The sequence below is a fragment of the Micromonospora sp. ATCC 39149 genome, from assembly GCF_000158815.1.
In the GTDB taxonomy this organism is placed as follows: Bacteria; Actinomycetota; Actinomycetes; order Mycobacteriales; family Micromonosporaceae; genus Micromonospora.
Map to the genome: position 1 here is coordinate 5257298 of NZ_GG657738.1, position 15458 is coordinate 5272755.

Below are 15458 nucleotides of genomic sequence, written 5' to 3' on the forward strand. Positions count from 1 at the left end.
CGTGGAGTTCACCAAGGGACACGGCACCGGCAACGACTTCGTCATCCTCCCCGACCCGGACGGCGCGCTGGAGCTGACTCCGGGCCTGGTCGCCGCGCTGTGCGACCGGCGGCGGGGCCTCGGCGCGGACGGCGTCCTGCGGGTGGTGCGGGCCGCCAAGCACCCCGAGGGCGCGGGCCAGGCCGGCGAGGCCGAGTGGTTCATGGACTACTGGAACGCCGACGGCTCGTTCGCCGAGATGTGCGGCAACGGCGCCCGGGTCTTCGTCCGCTACCTGGTCGAGACCGGGCTGGCGGTGCCCGAGGGCGCGGCCCTGTCGGTGGCCACCCGGGCCGGCGTCGTGCGCGCGCTGGTCGCGGGGGAGGCGATCTCCGTCGAGGTGCGCCGCCCCCGGGTGTACGCCACGTCGACCGCCGCCCTGGGCGGGCTGACCCTCGCCGGCAGCGCCGTGGACGTGGGCAACCCGCACCTGGTCTGCGCCCTGCCGGCCGGGCTGGAGCTGGGCGCGCTCGACCTCACCCGGGCACCCGGTTTCGACCCGGCCGTCTTCCCGGCCGGGGTGAACGTCGAGTTCACCGCCCCCGGCGGCCCGGTCGACGGCACCGACGGCCACGTGCTGATGCGGGTCTACGAGCGCGGCTCCGCCGAGACGCTGTCCTGCGGCACGGGCGCCTGCGCGGTCGCGGCGGTCGCCCTGCACGACGCGGGCCGCAACACCGGCACGGTCGCGGTCGACCTCCCCGGTGGCCGCCTCACGGTCACGATGACCGACGACTCCTGCTGGCTCGCGGGCCCGGCCCTGCTGGTCGCCAGCGGCACCCTGCACCCTGGCCCACCCTTCGCCCCTGACTAGGGGGTGGCGCTGGCGGTGGCGGCGATCTCCGGCAGGTCGGCCGGGCCCGGGTCGGCCGCCGGCGGGGGCGTCGCGGCCGGGGTCTGGGCGGCGGCGCGAACCGCCGCCGCGACCGCCGGGGCGACCCGGGAGTCGAAGACGCTGGGCACGATGACCGTCGGGTTGATCTTGTCCTCGCCGACCACGTCCGCGATCGCCCGGGCGGCGGCGATCGCCATCTCCTCGGTGAACTCCTCGGCGTGCGCGTCGAGCATGCCCCGGAACACGCCCGGGAAGGCGAGCACGTTGTTGATCTGGTTCGGCTGGTCGGAGCGGCCGGTGGCCACCACGGCGGCGTGCTTGCGCGCCTCTCGGGGGTCGACCTCCGGGTCCGGGTTGGCCAGCGCGAAGACGATCGCGTCCTTTGCCATGGTGGCGATGTCCTCGCCGGTGAGCAGGTTGGGCGCGCTCACCCCGATGAACACGTCCGCGCCGCGCACCGCCCCGGCCAGGTCACCGGAGTAGCCGTCCCGGTTGGTGTTCTCGGCCAGCCACTGCCAGGCCGGGTTGAGCCCGGTCAGGCCGCGGTGCAGGGCACCCTGCCGGTCGTACGCGATGATGTCGCCGACGCCCTGGCGGAGCAGCAGCTTCATGATCGCGGTGCCGGCCGCGCCGGCCCCTGAGACGACCACCCGGACGTCCGCGAGGCGCTTGCCCACGACGCGCAGCGCGTTGGTCAGCGCGGCCAGCACGCAGATCGCGGTGCCGTGCTGGTCGTCGTGGAAGACCGGGATGTCCAGCGCCTCGCGCAGCCGGGCCTCGATCTCGAAGCAGCGCGGCGCGGCGATGTCCTCCAGGTTGATCCCGCCGTACGCGGGCGCGATCGCCTTGACGATCGCCACGATCTCGTCGGTGTCCTGGGTGTCGAGGACCACCGGCCAGGCGTCCACCCCGCCGAAGCGCTTGAACAGCGCCGCCTTGCCCTCCATCACGGGCAGCGACGCGGCCGGCCCGAGGTTGCCCAGGCCGAGCACGGCCGAGCCGTCGCTGACCACCGCGACCGTGTTGCGCTTGATGGTGAGCCGGCGGGCGTCGGCCGGGTTCTCCGCGATGGCCATGCAGACCCGGGCCACCCCCGGGGTGTACGCCCGGGACAGCTCGTCGCGGTTGCGCAGCGCGACCTTGGAACTCACCTCGATCTTGCCGCCGAGATGCAGCAGGAACGTGCGGTCGGAGACCTTGCGCACGTCCACCCCGTCCAGCGCGGTGAGCGCGTCGACGACCTGGTCGGCGTGGGTGGCGTCGGCGGTGTCGCAGGTCAGGTCGACCAGCACGCTGGTCGGATCGGAGTCGACCACGTCCAGCGCGGTGACGATCGCCCCGGCCTCGCCGACGGAGGTGGTCAGCCGGCCGATGGAGGAGGCGTCCGCGGGCACGGCGATCCGGATCGTGATCGAGAATCCCGCGCTCGGAAGTCGGGTGATGGCCACAGGATTCCCTCCGTCAACGCTGATCGGGGTCGGTCTTGCCTTGCCCCGCATTTCTACTCGCCCGCCCGGATCGCGAAGCACTCGCCCCCACGTTGCGTGGTCCACGCGATGGGCATAAAGCGGGTGCGTCCGGCGTTGGCACATGTCAGGATTGGTCGTACGCGACAGAATCCGTCGCTACGGAACAGAACGGACAGGAGGCGCAGCTTGCGCGACCAGGAGACCTACGTACCCTTCACGGACGACGAGCTCGAGGCGACCACCGGGGAGTTCGAGCTGTCGGAGCGGCAGGCGCTGCGGCGGGTCCCTGGCCTCTCCACCGAGCTCGCCGACGTCACCGAGGTCGAATACCGCCAGCTCCGGCTGGAGCGGGTCGTACTCGTCGGCGTCTGGACCGAGGGCACCCAGGCCGACGCCGAGAACTCCCTCACCGAGCTGGCGCAACTGGCCGAGACGGCCGGCTCGCAGGTGCTGGAGGGGCTGATCCAGCGCCGCGGCCGCCCCGACCCCGCGACCTACATCGGCCGGGGCAAGGTCGACGACCTCGGCGCGGTGGTGCTCTCCAGCGGCGCCGACACGGTGATCTGCGACGGCGAGTTGTCGCCGTCCCAGCTGCGCAACCTGGAGCAGCGCACCAAGGTCAAGGTGGTCGACCGCACGGCCCTGATCCTCGACATCTTCGCCCAGCACGCCAAGAGCAAGGAGGGCCGGGCGCAGGTCGAACTGGCCCAGCTCGAGTACCTGCTGCCCCGCCTGCGCGGCTGGGGCGAGACGCTGTCCCGGCAGACCGGCGGCTCCGGTCGCGGCGGCGGCGCGGGCGGCGGCGTGGGCGTGCGCGGCCCCGGTGAGACCAAGCTGGAAACCGACCGGCGCCGCATCCGGCACCGCATCGCCCGGCTGCGCCGGGAGATCAAGGCCATGCGGACGGTACGCCAGACCAAGCGCGCCCGCCGGTCCCGCAACTCCGTGCCCGCCGTGGCTATCGCCGGCTACACCAACGCCGGCAAGTCCAGCCTGCTCAACCGGCTGACCGGGGCCGGCGTGCTGGTGGAGGACGCCCTGTTCGCCACCCTGGACCCGACCACCCGCAAGGCCACCGCCCCCGACGGTCGGATCTACACCCTGTCCGACACCGTCGGGTTCGTCCGGCACCTGCCGCACCAGATCGTCGAGGCGTTCCGCTCGACCCTGGAGGAGGTCGCCGAGGCCGACCTGGTGGTGCACGTCGTCGACGGCGCCCACCCGGACCCGGAGGAGCAGGTCCGGGCGGTCCGCGAGGTCCTCGCGGAGGTCGGCGCGGACCGGCTGCCCGAGCTGCTGGTGATCAACAAGACCGACGCGGCCGACGAGGAGACCCTGCTGCGGCTCAAGCGGCTCTGGCCGGACGCCGTGTTCGCCTCGGCCCGCTCCGGGCGGGGGCTCGACGAGGTGCGGGCGGCGATCGAGGCGCGCCTGCCCAGGCCGGCGGTGGAGGTCCGGGCGGTGCTGCCGTACGACCGGGGGGACCTGGTCGCCCGCGTGCACCGACAGGGCGAGGTGCTCAGCACGGCCCACCTGCCGGAGGGCACGCTGCTGCACGTACGGGTCGGCGAGGCGCTCGCCGCCGAGCTGGCGCCGTTCGTCGCGGACGAGGGGCGCGTCGCCGCCGGCGCGCGGTGAGCCGGGCCGGGCCCCGCACGGGGCCCCGGCCGCGAGGGGCCGTCGCCGCCGGACCAGGCATCGCGGCGTGCCCCTCGCGTTTACACAGGCATGCGACACTGACTCCCATGCGCCGCGCTGTCTCATCGGTCACGGTTGCCCTCGGCCTGCTCGGGGCGACCGTGGCGCTCACCGGAGTCGCTCTGGCCGCGCCCGCCCTCGGGGCCGCAGCCCCCGAGCCGAAGCCCGGCAAGAAGCGCTGCGCGATCACCGACGAGCGGCTGCGGGAGCTCTCCGGCCTGGTGGCGACAAAGACCGGGTACGTCGTGATCAACGACGGCACCACCATCGAGCAGCGTAAGCGGGTCTTCTTCCTCGACACCAAGTGCAAGCTGGCGGGGGAGCCGGTCCGCTACTCGGGCAACGGGCCGCTGGACACCGAGGACCTGGCCCTCTCGCCGGACGGCGAGAAGCTCTGGATCGCCGACATCGGTGACAACATCACCAGCACCGAGCGGCGGGAGCGGGTGGCGGTGTGGAGCATGCCGGTCGACGGGTCGGCCCGGCCGGTGCTGCACCGGCTGTCGTACCCGGAGAAGAAGCCGCACGACGCCGAGGCGCTGCTGATCGGCGACGACGGCAAGCCGCTGATCATCACGAAGGTGGCCACCGGCAAGGCCGAGATCTTCACCCCGGAGGGCAAGCTCAGCAGCGGCGACACCGACCCCGTGCCGATGAGCAGGGTCGGCGAGGTCTCGCTGCCGAAGACGAACACCCCGAACGTGCTCAACACGATCGGCCGGGTCGCCATCACCGGTGCCGCCCGCTCGCCCGACGGCACGAAGGTGGTGCTGCGCACGTACGCGGACGCCTTCGAGTACGACGTCACCGGCGGTGACATCGTCGGCGCGCTGACCGGCGGTAAGCCCCGGGTGACCCCGCTGACGGATCCGTTCGGCGAGGCGATCTCCTACACCCCGGACGGCAAGTCGTTCGTGACCGTCTCCGACGGCGGCGAGCTGGGCCAGGACGAGGCCATCGAGATCCTCGCCTACACCCCCGCCACCACCGGTGCCGAGGCGCTGACCGGCGGCGACGCCGGCCCGCCGAAGCCGGCGGCGGAGAAGTCCTGGATGGAGGGGCTGAGCCTCGACGAGATCACGTACCTGATCGCGGCGGTCGGCGTGATCGGCGCGCTGATGGTCGGCGCGGGGATCTTCGGCATCCTCCGGGCCCGCCAGCGCCCCGTGCCGCCCGACGAGTCCAGGGGCGGCCCCGACCTGCCCGAGCGGGACGAGTTCCCGCTTAACGCCGGCCCGGGTGGGCCCGGCCGGGGGCGGCCGGTCGACGGCCCGCCGCCTGGGGGCGACCGTGTTCGGAGCGGGGTCTACGGAGGCGTGCAGGTCGGCGGCTACGGTGCCGCCCCAAGCACCGCGCCGGAAGCGCCGGCGCCTCCGGCGGCGTGTACGGCGGCAACCGCCGGCCGGCCGGTGGCGGCCGACCCTCCGGCGGCGGTGTGTACGGCGGAGGCGGGGGCCGCCCCGCCGGCGCTGGCGGGTACGGCGGCGCGCAGCCCGGGGGCGTTCCTCCCGCCGGCGGCGGGGCGGCTCAGCCCGGCCGGGGTGGTGGTGGGGTGTACGGCGGCGGGCGAGCCGAGCCGCCCCGGCGGGGACAGGCCCCCCGGGACCCGCGCGGGGGTCGGCGCGGCGCCGGCGGGCCCGGCGACGAGCGCGGCGGCTACGGTCAGCCGCCCGGCGGCGGTCGCGAGTACCGGGGCGACCGGTACTGACGCCGCGGGCACCGACGGTCGACCGGCCAGGCTGGTCGCTCAGCTTCGCTGGTGGATCAGCTCTGCTGGTGGATCAGCGCCTGAGCCGGTCCGCGGCGGCGGTCAGATGCGGCGCAGGACGGCGACGACCCGGCCCATGATGGTGGCGTCGTCGCCGGGAATCGGGTCGAACGCGGGGTTCTGCGGCATCAGCCAGACGTGGCCGTCCCGGCGGCGGTAGGTCTTCACGGTCGCCTCGCCGTCGAGCATTGCGGCGACGATGTCGCCGGCATCGGCGGTCGGCTGCTGCCGGACGACCACCCAGTCGCCGTCGCAGATCGCGGCGTCGAGCATCGAGTCGCCCTTGACCTGGAGCATGAAGACCTCGCCCTCGCCCACCAGCTCACGGGGCAGGGGGAAGACGTCCTCCACCGCCTGCTCGGCGAGGATGGGGCCACCGGCGGCGATCCGGCCGAGCATCGGCACGTACGCCGGTGCGGGGCGCTGCGAACGGCTCGCCTCGTCGTCGAGCGTCTCGTTGGGGGACCGGACGTCCACGGCACGCGGGCGGTTCGGGTCCCGCCGCAGGAAGCCCTTCTTCTCCAGCTCCTTGAGCTGGTAGGCGACGCTGGACGGGGAGACGAGGCCGACGGCCTCGCCGATCTCCCGCACGCTCGGCGGGTACCCGTGCCGCTCGACCCAGGTGCGGATGAACTCCAGGATGCGGCGCTGCCGGGTGGTGAGGTCGACCGTGGCCGGGTCGGGGAAGCTGCTGACCACCGGGGTGACCGGGCGCACGGCCGGCTGAGCGGCCCGACTGCGCGCGGCGCGGGGGCGTCTGGCCGGCGGACCCGCCTCGGTGCTCTGCTGCGGGTTCTTCGGCCGGCTGGCCCGGTCCTCGGTCACGTCCGTCCTCCCTGGTCGGCGCTGCTTGCCCGGCGGCCCGTGGGCGTGCGGGGTCGAGCCGCGCGGGTTGCCTCGGTGGCCGGTCCGCGTGCTCGCCGGCCCGGTTGTTCTCGACCGTATAGGTGGGATCGGTCATTTTCAAACATCTGTACGACCTTCGTTGGCGTGTCGGAGCCGGAAAGCGGGGAATCCGAACGCCTGTTCTGGTAAATGGTACGCGCATTCGAACGTCAGTTCGACGGCCGCGTTGTTTCCTGACGCCGCGCCGCCCGATCCGTGGCGGGCGGTCCCGTTCGGGTGGCGGGGCGTGACCGGGGGGAGGCATGTCGCGTTGGGGCTTTCGGCGGCTTCGGGGCGCGGGGTGGCGACGTGATCCTGGCGACGCGCCGGACACGCCGGCGAACTTGACCACGGTCCGCCGGGCGCATACGGTCGACCCCTAGATGTAGTAGTCACACTGGCGTAAGTCGCCTACAGGTTGGGTTCGACTACCGACCGCACTTCCCGCTACCGCACCCGGTGGCGGCCCCCGGGCGGGGCCGGCGCCGCGGTTCCGCGTGCCCGGGGATGCCTGTCGGTCTGGCGGCCCGCCCGTCGATGAAGGAGGTCAGGCGATGCGGTGCCCGTACTGCCGGCACGCCGACTCCCGGGTCGTCGACTCGCGGGAGGCCGACGACGGCCAGCTGATCCGCCGGCGGCGGTCCTGCCCCGAGTGTGGCAAGCGGTTCACCACAGTCGAGGAGGCGGTGCTCGCGGTGGTCAAGCGCAGCGGGGTGACCGAGCCGTTCAGCCGCATCAAGATTATCGGCGGGGTGCGCAAGGCGTGCCAGGGGCGGCCGGTCGACGAGGACTCGATCGCCCTGCTCGCCCAGAAGGTCGAGGAGACCATCCGGGCCAAGGGGGCCGCCGAGATCCCCAGCCACGACGTGGGCCTGGCGATCCTGGGCCCGCTGCGGGACCTGGACGAGGTGGCTTACCTGCGCTTCGCCAGCGTCTACCGCTCGTTCGACTCGCTGGCGGACTTCGAGCGCGAGATCGAGACCCTGCGGGCCGCCGCCCGTGCCCGGGAGGGCGCCGGCGACGGCGACGGTGTGGCCGCGGCGGGGGCCGCCGGCCGTACCAATTGATTTTTCCTGGTTTCTGACAGTTGGACGCGCGGCGGGTGACCGCGCAGACGAGGGGCGGATGAGATGGCGGGGGACGGCGTGACAGCCAGCCGGACGCGGACGAAGGCCAGCACCGGTCTGAAGATCGAGCGGGTGTGGACGACCGACGGGGTCCACCCCTACGACGAGGTGTCGTGGGAGCGTCGCGACGTCGTGATGACGAACTGGCGGGACGGCTCGATCAACTTCGAGCAGCGCGGGGTGGAGTTCCCCGAGTCCTGGAGCGTCAACGCGGCCAACATCGTCACCACCAAGTACTTCCGGGGCGCGGTGGGCACCCCGGAACGGGAGTGGTCGCTGCGGCAGCTCATCGACCGGGTGGTCAGCACCTACCGCGCCGCCGGCGAGGAGCACGGCTACTTCGCCACCCCGGCCGACGCCGAGGTGTTCGCCCACGAGCTGACCTGGATGCTGCTGCACCAGGTCTTCAGCTTCAACTCGCCGGTCTGGTTCAACGTCGGCACGCCCTCGCCCCAGCAGGTTTCCGCGTGCTTCATCCTGTCCGTGGATGATTCGATGGATTCGATCCTCGACTGGTACAAGGAGGAGGGGCTGATCTTCAAGGGCGGCTCCGGCTCCGGGGTCAACCTGTCCCGGATCCGCTCCTCCCGGGAGTTGCTCTCCTCCGGCGGCACCGCCTCCGGCCCGGTCAGCTTCATGCGCGGCGCGGACGCCTCCGCCGGCACGATCAAGTCCGGCGGCGCCACCCGGCGCGCGGCGAAGATGGTCATCCTCGACGTCGACCACCCGGACATCGAGGAGTTCGTGATCACCAAGGCGCGCGAGGAGGACAAGATCCGTGCGCTGCGGGACGCCGGCTTCGACATGGACCTCGGCGGCAACGACATCGTCAGCGTGCAGTACCAGAACGCCAACAACTCGGTACGCGTCTCCGACGAGTTCATGTCGGCCGTGGAGAACGGCGGCGGCTTCGACCTGCGCGGCCGGCTCGACGGGCAGACCATCGAGACCATCGAGGCCAAGAAGCTGTTCCGCACCATCGCCCAGGCCGCCTGGGAGTGCGCCGACCCCGGCCTGCAGTACGACGACATCATCAACGACTGGCACACCTGCCCGGAAACCGGGCGAATCACCGCATCTAACCCTTGTAGTGAGTATTTGCACCTGGACAACTCCTCGTGCAACCTGGCCTCGCTGAACCTGATGAAGTTCCTCCGCGCCGACGGCGGGTTCGAGGTGGAGAAGTTCGTCCGGTCGGTCGAGTTCGTCATCACCGCGATGGACATCTCGATCTGCTTTGCCGACTTCCCGACCGAGAAGATCGGCGAGACCACCCGCGCCTACCGTCAGCTCGGCATCGGGTACGCCAACCTCGGCGCGCTGCTGATGGCCTCCGGCCTGCCGTACGACTCGGAGCAGGGCCGCTCCGTCGCCGCCGCCATCACCTCGCTGATGACCGGCACGGCGTACCGCCGCTCGGCCGAGCTGGCCGGCATCGTCGGCGCGTACGACGGCTACGCCCGCAACGCCGAGCCGCACAAGCGGGTCATGCGCAAGCACGCCGCCGCCAACGACGCGATCAAGCCGGCCGGCACCGTGGCCACCGCCATCCAGCGGGAGGCCACGAAGCAGTGGACCCAGGGCAACAAGATCGGCGACAGGTACGGCTGGCGCAACTCGCAGGCCTCGGTACTCGCTCCGACCGGAACCATCGGCCTGATGATGGACTGCGACACCACCGGCGTCGAGCCGGACCTGGCGCTGGTCAAGTTCAAGAAGCTGGTCGGCGGCGGCTCGATGCAGATCGTCAACCAGACCGTCCCGCGCGCCCTGCGCAGCCTCGGCTACCCCGAGGAGCAGGTCGAGGCCATCGTCGAGCACATCGCCGACCACGGTCACGTGGTGGACGCCCCCGGCCTCAAGCCGGAGCACTACCCGGTCTTCGACTGCGCCATGGGCGAACGGTCCATCGCGCCGATGGGCCACGTGCGGATGATGGCGGCCGTCCAGCCGTTCATCTCCGGCGCCATCTCCAAGACGGTCAACATGCCCGAGCAGGCGACCGTCGAGGACGTCGAGAAGATCTACTTCGAGGGCTGGAAGCTCGGCCTCAAGGCCCTCGCGATCTACCGGGACAACTGCAAGGTCGGCCAGCCGCTGTCGGTGGCCAAGCCGAACAAGGCCGTCGTCGAGGCGGCCGTGGAGGCCGCGGTCGAGGCCGCCGCCGTCGAGAAGGTCGTCGAGAAGGTCATCGAGTACCGCCCGGTGCGCAAGCGGCTGCCGAAGAAGCGCCCGTCCCAGACGGTCAGCTTCTCCGTCGGCGGGGCCGAGGGGTACCTCACCGCGTCGTCCTACCCGGACGACGGCCTCGGCGAGGTCTTCCTCAAGATGTCGAAGCAGGGCTCGACCCTGGCCGGCGTGATGGACGCCTTCTCGGTGGCCATCTCCATCGGCCTCCAGTACGGCGTCCCGCTGGAGACGTACGTCAGCAAGTTCACCAACATGCGCTTCGAGCCGGCCGGCATGACCGACGATCCGGACGTGCGGATGGCCGCCTCGGTGATGGACTACATCTTCCGTCGCCTGGCCCTGGACTTCCTGCCGTACGAGCGCCGCGCCGAGCTGGGCATCTTCACCGCCAAGGAGCGGGCCGCCCAGCTACGGGCCGAGGCGGAGGCGGAGAGCGCGACGGTCAGCGGTGCGGACCTCACCGCGATGGCCTCGTCCGCCCCCGTCGAGGCGCCCGAGCCGAGGACGGGCGTGGAGGCCACGGCCGGGGCGGTCGCCCAGCCGGCCCGGGAGGTCGCCGACGTCGCCGCCGCCAAGCCGGCCCCGTCGGTCGGCTCCAGCACGGAGCTGCTGGAGGCCGTGATCAGCAAGGCCGCCGACGCGCCGCTCTGCTTCACCTGCGGCACGAAGATGCGCCCGGCCGGCAGCTGCTACGTCTGCGAGGGCTGCGGATCGACCAGCGGTTGTAGCTGAGTACACAACCGTCGAGCCCCGGGCCCGCCAGCGCCCGGGGCTCGACGGTTGTGTAAGGAAGGGCCCCTTGTCAACGCCTGCGGTAGAGAAGGGCACCCCTCTCACCCCCCGCAGATCGACTAGCCTGTCCGGATGGCCGGTTCGGACGCGACGGTCGCCGCCGGCTACGTGGAGTTCGCCGACCGCGAGGCGCGCGGGGTGTCGCCCGCGTACGAACGCCTGGCCCGCGCGGTCGCCCGCGACGACCGGCTGCTCGCGCTGCTCGGCGCGCTCCCGGCGGCCAAGCGGCAACCGAACCTGCTGTTCGGTGTCGTCCGGCTGCTCGGCGGCCCGGTCGAGGACCCGGCCGCGTTCGGCGAGTTCACGGCGGCCCACTGGCCGGCGGTCGCGGCGGAGCTGCGTACCCGGGCCACCCAGACCAACGAGGCCGGCCGGTGCGCCGCGCTCCTGCCGGTGCTCGCCGCGCTGCCGCAGCCGCTCGCCCTGCTGGAGGTCGGCGCGTCCGCCGGCCTCTGCCTCTACCCCGACCGGTACGCCTACCGCTACGGCGACCACCGGATCGGCGCCGGGGAGCCGGTCCTCGACTGCGCGCTCACCGGCGCCCCACCGCCGACCCGCCGGCCCGAAGTGGCGTGGCGGGCAGGGCTGGACCTGAACCCGCTCGACGTGACCGACCCCGCCGACATCGCCTGGCTCGACGCCCTCGTCTGGCCCGAGCACACCCACCGCCGCGCCCGGCTGCGGGCCGCGGCGGCCGTGGCGGTGGCCGACCCGCCGCTGCTCGTACGCGGCGATCTCGTCGCCGACCTGCCGGCGCTGGCCGCGCGGGCGCCCGCCGGGGCGACCCTGGTGGTGTTCCACACCAGCGTGCTCTACCAGGTGCCGGTGCCGCGCCGGGCGGCCTTCGCCGATCTGGTACGCGCACTGCCCGGCCGCTGGCTCGCGAACGAGGCCCCGGACGTGCTCGGGCACGACGCGCTGCCGGCGCCGCCGGACGACGCGTTGCACAACGTGCTCACGCTGGACGGCACGCCGCTGGCCTGGACCCGGTCGCACGGTCAGGCGGTCACCTGGTTCGCGTGACGCCCCGCTGAGGCGGTCGTTCGCTGGTGGACCCGGTCACGTCGCCGACCTGACGAGGGCAGGGACATGCGGAGAGGCGTTCCTGACTACGCTGGGTCTCCCGGCCGTACCTGGTGGAGGGTGAGTTCGTCGACATGAGACCGACCGGTCGTGTGCTCCTCGCGGTGTCGCTTCCCGTGCTCTGGGGGTTGGCCGCCGGGTGGTGGACCCCGCGCGGGCCCGGCTCCACTGGCCCGGCGCTGGCCTCGATCGGCGTCAGCCTCGCCGTCGGGCTGGCCGCCGGCTGGTTGAGCCGGTCCCGGTGGGCGGCGATCGCCGCGCCGGTGGCGTACGCGGTGGCGGTCGAGCTGGCCCGGCTGCGGCTGGGCGGGCCGAGCGTCGACCGGCCGCACCTGAGCGGCCTCGGCGTTGTCGTGCTCCTCACCGTGCGCGGGGTGCACGGCGCGCTCTCCCTGCTGCCGTTGTTCGTCGGCGCCGCGTACGGGGCCGGGATCGCCCGCCGGGCGGCCGGCGGCGACGGTCGCGGGCCGGTGCTGCGCTGGGCCGGTCGCGCCACGGTGGGGGTGCTCGCCGCCGTGCTCGCGCTGGTCACCGTCGGTGTGGCGCTGCCGGCCCGCACCGACCGGATCCCCGGCGGGGTCGCCGAGCTGACCACCGTCACCACCGCCGGCCGCCACCTCGGCCTGCTGATCCGGGGTCAGGATCCGACCGCGCCGGTGCTGCTCGTGGCACCCGGCCCGCCCGGAGGCTCGGAGATCGGCTCGGTGCGCCGCCACCTGGGTGGCCTGGAGCGGCACTTCGTCGTCGCCACCTGGGACCGCGCCGGCGGGCCGAAGTCCTGGTCGGCCTTCCCGCCGGCGCCGACCCTGGAGAACGAGGTGGCCGACCTCGTCGCCGTCGCCGAGCACCTGCGGCGGCGCTTTGGCCGGGACCGGGTCCACCTGCTCGCCCACTCGGGCGCCAGCATCCCGGGGCTGCTCGCCGCGCAGCGCCGCCCCGAGCTGTTCGCCTCCTACGTCGGCGTCGGCCAGGTGGTCAGCCTGCGCGAGGCCGACGCCAGCCAGCACGCCGACACCGTGGCCTGGGCCCGGGGCACCGGCCGGGCCGACCTTGCCGACCGGATGGCCGCCCAGGGCCCGCCGCCGTACGGCGACATCTGGGCGTACGAGCCGCTGCTGGCCAACGAGGCGGGAGCGTTCGACTTCGACCGCTCCGGCAACAGCGAGGGGGCCGCCGGGGTGGTGGAGAACCTCGGCGTGCCGGAGTACACGCCGCTGGAGAAGGCGCACCTGCTCCCCGGCTTCATCGACGGTTGGGACGCGCTCTACCCGCGCCTACAGGACGTGGACTTCCGCACTCAGGTCCGGCAGCTCGCCGTCCCGGTGTACCTGGTGGACGGTGAGCACGAGGTGCCGGGGCGGCTCCGCCTCCTCGACCAGTGGTACGCCCAGCTCCAGGCGCCCCGCAAGGAGCACGTCGTCATCCCCGGGGCCGGGCACCGGTCGCTGTTCCAGCGGCCAGGGCCGTTCGTCGAGCTGATGGCCCGGGTACGCGCGGAGACGGAAGGCGCGAACGCCCCCCGCTGAGCCCCTGGCCGACGACGCCCGCCCCCGCATCCGGCCGCGTCGGCACCCCGTCACGCCGACCCCGCCCCATCAACCCGACGGCGCATCACGCCGGCCCCGGGGCGCAACGGCGTGCGGCGTGCGGCGTGCGGCGTGCGGCGTGCGGGAGCCTGCGGTGGGGCGTTAGGAAGGGGCCCTTCCTATGCAGAATGCGTTAAGCGCCTGGCCAGAAGTTCTGTCGGTATTCGTGGGGTAGCCATGGGCTGGTCCAGGGTGCGGCGGTGGTGAGGTTCTGGTCGGAGGTGCGGTGGCGGAAGAAGGTGTGGGCTTGGCGGAGTCGGTCGGCGAGGGTGGTGACGGCGGTGTTGGCGATGTGGTGTTTGAGGGCGGCCCAGATGCGTTCGACGGGGTTGTCCTGGGGGCTGTAACGGGCGCCGGTGATCAGGTGTAGGCGGGGGTGTTGGGCGAGCCACGCCTGGGTGTGGCGGCTGGTGTGGGTGGTGTCGTTGTCGCAGAGCACGACTACGGCCGGGGCGTCGGGGTAGGCGTCGAGGAGTTGCTGGAGGAAGTAGCAGAACACCTCGGACACGGCCTTGACGCAGGCGTGGTAGTGGAAGACGCCGGTGGTGAGGTTGATCGCGCCGTAGATGCTGCGGCGTTGGTTGCGGCCGGGGGTGGGGATGCGGTGGCGGATGCCGGTGGGCTGCCAGCATGCGCGGACTTTGGCGAGGAGTTCGAGGTAGGTTTCGTCCTCGGCCAGCATGACCGTCCCGGCGGGCAGGTGTCGCAGGTGAGCGCGGATACGGGTGCAGATGGTGTCGTGGTCGGGGTCGGTCTTGGCGACCAGGCGGGGCCGGCGCCAGTTTGCGTGTTCGCGGATGCGCCGGTAGGTGGTGCGCAGGCTGATCGCGGGTCGGTCGAGGGCTCGCCAGATCCGGAGGGTGGTCCAGGCCTTCGGGGTGGTCAGGAGGACGCGGATCCGTCGGCCGAGGCCGGTGCTGCCGTGGCGGGGCCGGCCTGAACGAGGCCGGTCGGGTAGGCCGGCCAGGCCTTCGGCGTTGTGTCGTCGGATCCAGCGGCGCACGGTGACGGGGTCGTCGTAGTGCAGGAGTTCGGCGATCTCCGCCGGGGACATGCCGTCGGCGGAGAGCAGGATCATCACCGTGCGCATGGCGACGCGCCATTGGTGGTGCAACGCGGTGAGCAGTTGCTGGTACTCGGCGTCGGTCGGGTTGGCGTAGGTCTGTGCCGGTCGCATACTGATCGTGGCCTCGCTGGTGTTTGCACGTTGTCGGAAACTCCATGCAAACCCAGCGAGGTCCACACCGCACGACGAGCCTCAACCCAGACGGTTACCGACAAGACTTACGGCAACCTGCTTAACAGGGGGCCCCTCCTTACACTGCGGCGGTGAGTGGGAAGCGGGTGCCGCTGGCGGCCCGGCCGTTGACCGAGCCGCACCCGTCGCGGCTGCCTCCGGAGCACCCGCACCGGGGGCGGATCCTCGCTGCGCACACCGCCGCCCTCGCGGCGGGGCAGGCCGGCTACCCCGACCCGGAAACCGGCCTGTTCGTGCTCACCGCCGGTTTCCTGGCCCGCCGGGGCACCTGCTGCGGGCGAGGCTGTCGACACTGTCCGTACGTGGCCGACTGAGGGCCGCCGGCCCGACAGGGACCACCGCCGGCCGAGGCTTCCGGCCCGGTGCGCGAACCGCCGGCCGAGGGCTTCCACCCGACGCGGACAACCCGTACGGTGTCGGGCGAACATCGGCGGGAACCGCTGAGGAGCGCGGAGGTAGGGGTGCGCGGTCGGATCTGCCTGGCGGGCGTGACGGTGCTGCTGGTGGCGGGGTGCGGGACGGAGCCGGCGGAGCCGGTGGCGGTGCCTCGGGGCGCGCCGGTGGTGGTCGACGTCCCGGCGGCGTCCTCCGGTGGCGCCTGCCTGCTGCTCGACTTCGGGGTGGTCGAGGAGCACACCGGGGAACGGTTCGACGTGGCGGCGTCCGGCGCGCGCGACGACACCCGTACCTGCGTGCTGCGCGCGGAGCAGGCGCTGCTGCCCGAGCTG

The 15458-nt window shown here is 72.9% G+C and carries 11 protein-coding genes and 1 pseudogene; 9 read left to right on the forward strand and 3 right to left on the reverse strand.

The genetic code is table 11. The features are described 5' to 3' along the window. The first annotated feature begins 1 nt into the window (after window position 1). Complete coding sequence (gene dapF, locus MCAG_RS22995; protein ID WP_007075375.1) at window positions 2-853, forward strand: diaminopimelate epimerase; 852 nt, start codon at window positions 2-4, stop codon at window positions 851-853. On the opposite strand, the gene MCAG_RS23000 is transcribed toward dapF, so the two are convergent. Further along, window positions 850-2373 carry an NAD-dependent malic enzyme gene (locus MCAG_RS23000; RefSeq protein ID WP_198141608.1) on the reverse strand — a complete coding sequence of 508 codons (1524 nt, stop codon included), beginning with the start codon at window positions 2371-2373 and terminating at the stop codon, window positions 850-852. The genes dapF and MCAG_RS23000 overlap by 4 nt on opposite strands. A gap of 156 nt (window positions 2374-2529) precedes the next feature. Here MCAG_RS23000 and hflX point away from each other — a divergent pair, with 156 nt between their 5' ends. Together hflX and MCAG_RS23010 are read left to right on the forward strand one after the other, a co-directional pair. Beyond that, window positions 2530-3981, forward strand: coding sequence for a GTPase HflX (hflX, locus tag MCAG_RS23005; RefSeq protein ID WP_036374844.1), 1452 nt, complete (start codon window positions 2530-2532; stop codon window positions 3979-3981). Window positions 3982-4088: 107 nt separating this feature from the next. Further along, window positions 4089-5969, forward strand: a complete 1881-nt coding sequence (locus tag MCAG_RS23010; protein WP_007075378.1) for a hypothetical protein — start codon at window positions 4089-4091, stop codon at window positions 5967-5969. On the opposite strand, the gene lexA is transcribed toward MCAG_RS23010, so the two are convergent. Further along, a complete protein-coding gene (lexA, locus tag MCAG_RS23015; RefSeq protein WP_007075379.1) occupies window positions 5852-6634 on the reverse strand; it encodes a transcriptional repressor LexA in 783 nt (260 codons plus the stop codon). The two genes, MCAG_RS23010 and lexA, sit on opposite strands and share 118 nt — an antisense overlap. 614 nt (window positions 6635-7248) lie before the next feature. Here lexA and nrdR point away from each other — a divergent pair. The 4 genes from nrdR (at window position 7249) to MCAG_RS23035 (ending at window position 13412) form a co-directional block, all read left to right on the forward strand. Continuing rightward, on the forward strand, window positions 7249-7761 hold the full coding sequence (nrdR, locus tag MCAG_RS23020; RefSeq protein ID WP_007075380.1) for a transcriptional regulator NrdR: 513 nt from the start codon (window positions 7249-7251) through the stop codon (window positions 7759-7761). 63 nt (window positions 7762-7824) lie between these two features. After that, complete coding sequence (locus MCAG_RS23025) at window positions 7825-10743, forward strand: vitamin B12-dependent ribonucleotide reductase (RefSeq protein WP_007075381.1); 2919 nt, start codon at window positions 7825-7827, stop codon at window positions 10741-10743. Between the two features lie 132 nt (window positions 10744-10875). Next, window positions 10876-11826, forward strand: a complete 951-nt coding sequence (locus MCAG_RS23030; protein WP_050778046.1) for a DUF2332 domain-containing protein — start codon at window positions 10876-10878, stop codon at window positions 11824-11826. Window positions 11827-11990: 164 nt separating this feature from the next. Continuing rightward, window positions 11991-13412, forward strand: coding sequence for an alpha/beta fold hydrolase (locus tag MCAG_RS23035; RefSeq protein ID WP_232290250.1), 1422 nt, complete (start codon window positions 11991-11993; stop codon window positions 13410-13412). Window positions 13413-13605: 193 nt separating this feature from the next. Here MCAG_RS23035 and MCAG_RS23040 read toward each other — a convergent pair whose 3' ends face one another. Beyond that, window positions 13606-14649: an IS630 family transposase gene (locus MCAG_RS23040; RefSeq protein ID WP_157548073.1), complete on the reverse strand. Its 1044-nt coding sequence runs from the start codon at window positions 14647-14649 to the stop codon at window positions 13606-13608. A gap of 152 nt (window positions 14650-14801) precedes the next feature. Between MCAG_RS23040 and MCAG_RS23045 the strand changes: the two genes are divergently transcribed. Beyond that, window positions 14802-15044 (forward strand): DUF5522 domain-containing protein, encoded by a 243-nt coding sequence (locus tag MCAG_RS23045; protein ID WP_007075384.1) that lies wholly within the window; start codon window positions 14802-14804, stop codon window positions 15042-15044. A 147-nt stretch (window positions 15045-15191) separates the two neighbouring features. Next, a pseudogene (locus MCAG_RS33850) lies at window positions 15192-15458 on the forward strand (hypothetical protein); the annotation flags it as partial.

Coding starts and splice junctions, on each gene's coding strand:
- MCAG_RS23000 (WP_198141608.1), bottom strand. CDS start 2,373: ATGCGGGGCAAGGCAAGACCGACCCCGATCAGCGTTGACGGAGGGAAT.
- MCAG_RS23010 (WP_007075378.1), top strand. CDS start 4,089: ATGCGCCGCGCTGTCTCATCGGTCACGGTTGCCCTCGGCCTGCTCGGG.
- nrdR (WP_007075380.1), top strand. CDS start 7,249: ATGCGGTGCCCGTACTGCCGGCACGCCGACTCCCGGGTCGTCGACTCG.
- MCAG_RS23025 (WP_007075381.1), top strand. CDS start 7,825: ATGGCGGGGGACGGCGTGACAGCCAGCCGGACGCGGACGAAGGCCAGC.
- MCAG_RS23030 (WP_050778046.1), top strand. CDS start 10,876: ATGGCCGGTTCGGACGCGACGGTCGCCGCCGGCTACGTGGAGTTCGCC.
- MCAG_RS23040 (WP_157548073.1), bottom strand. CDS start 14,649: ATGCGACCGGCACAGACCTACGCCAACCCGACCGACGCCGAGTACCAG.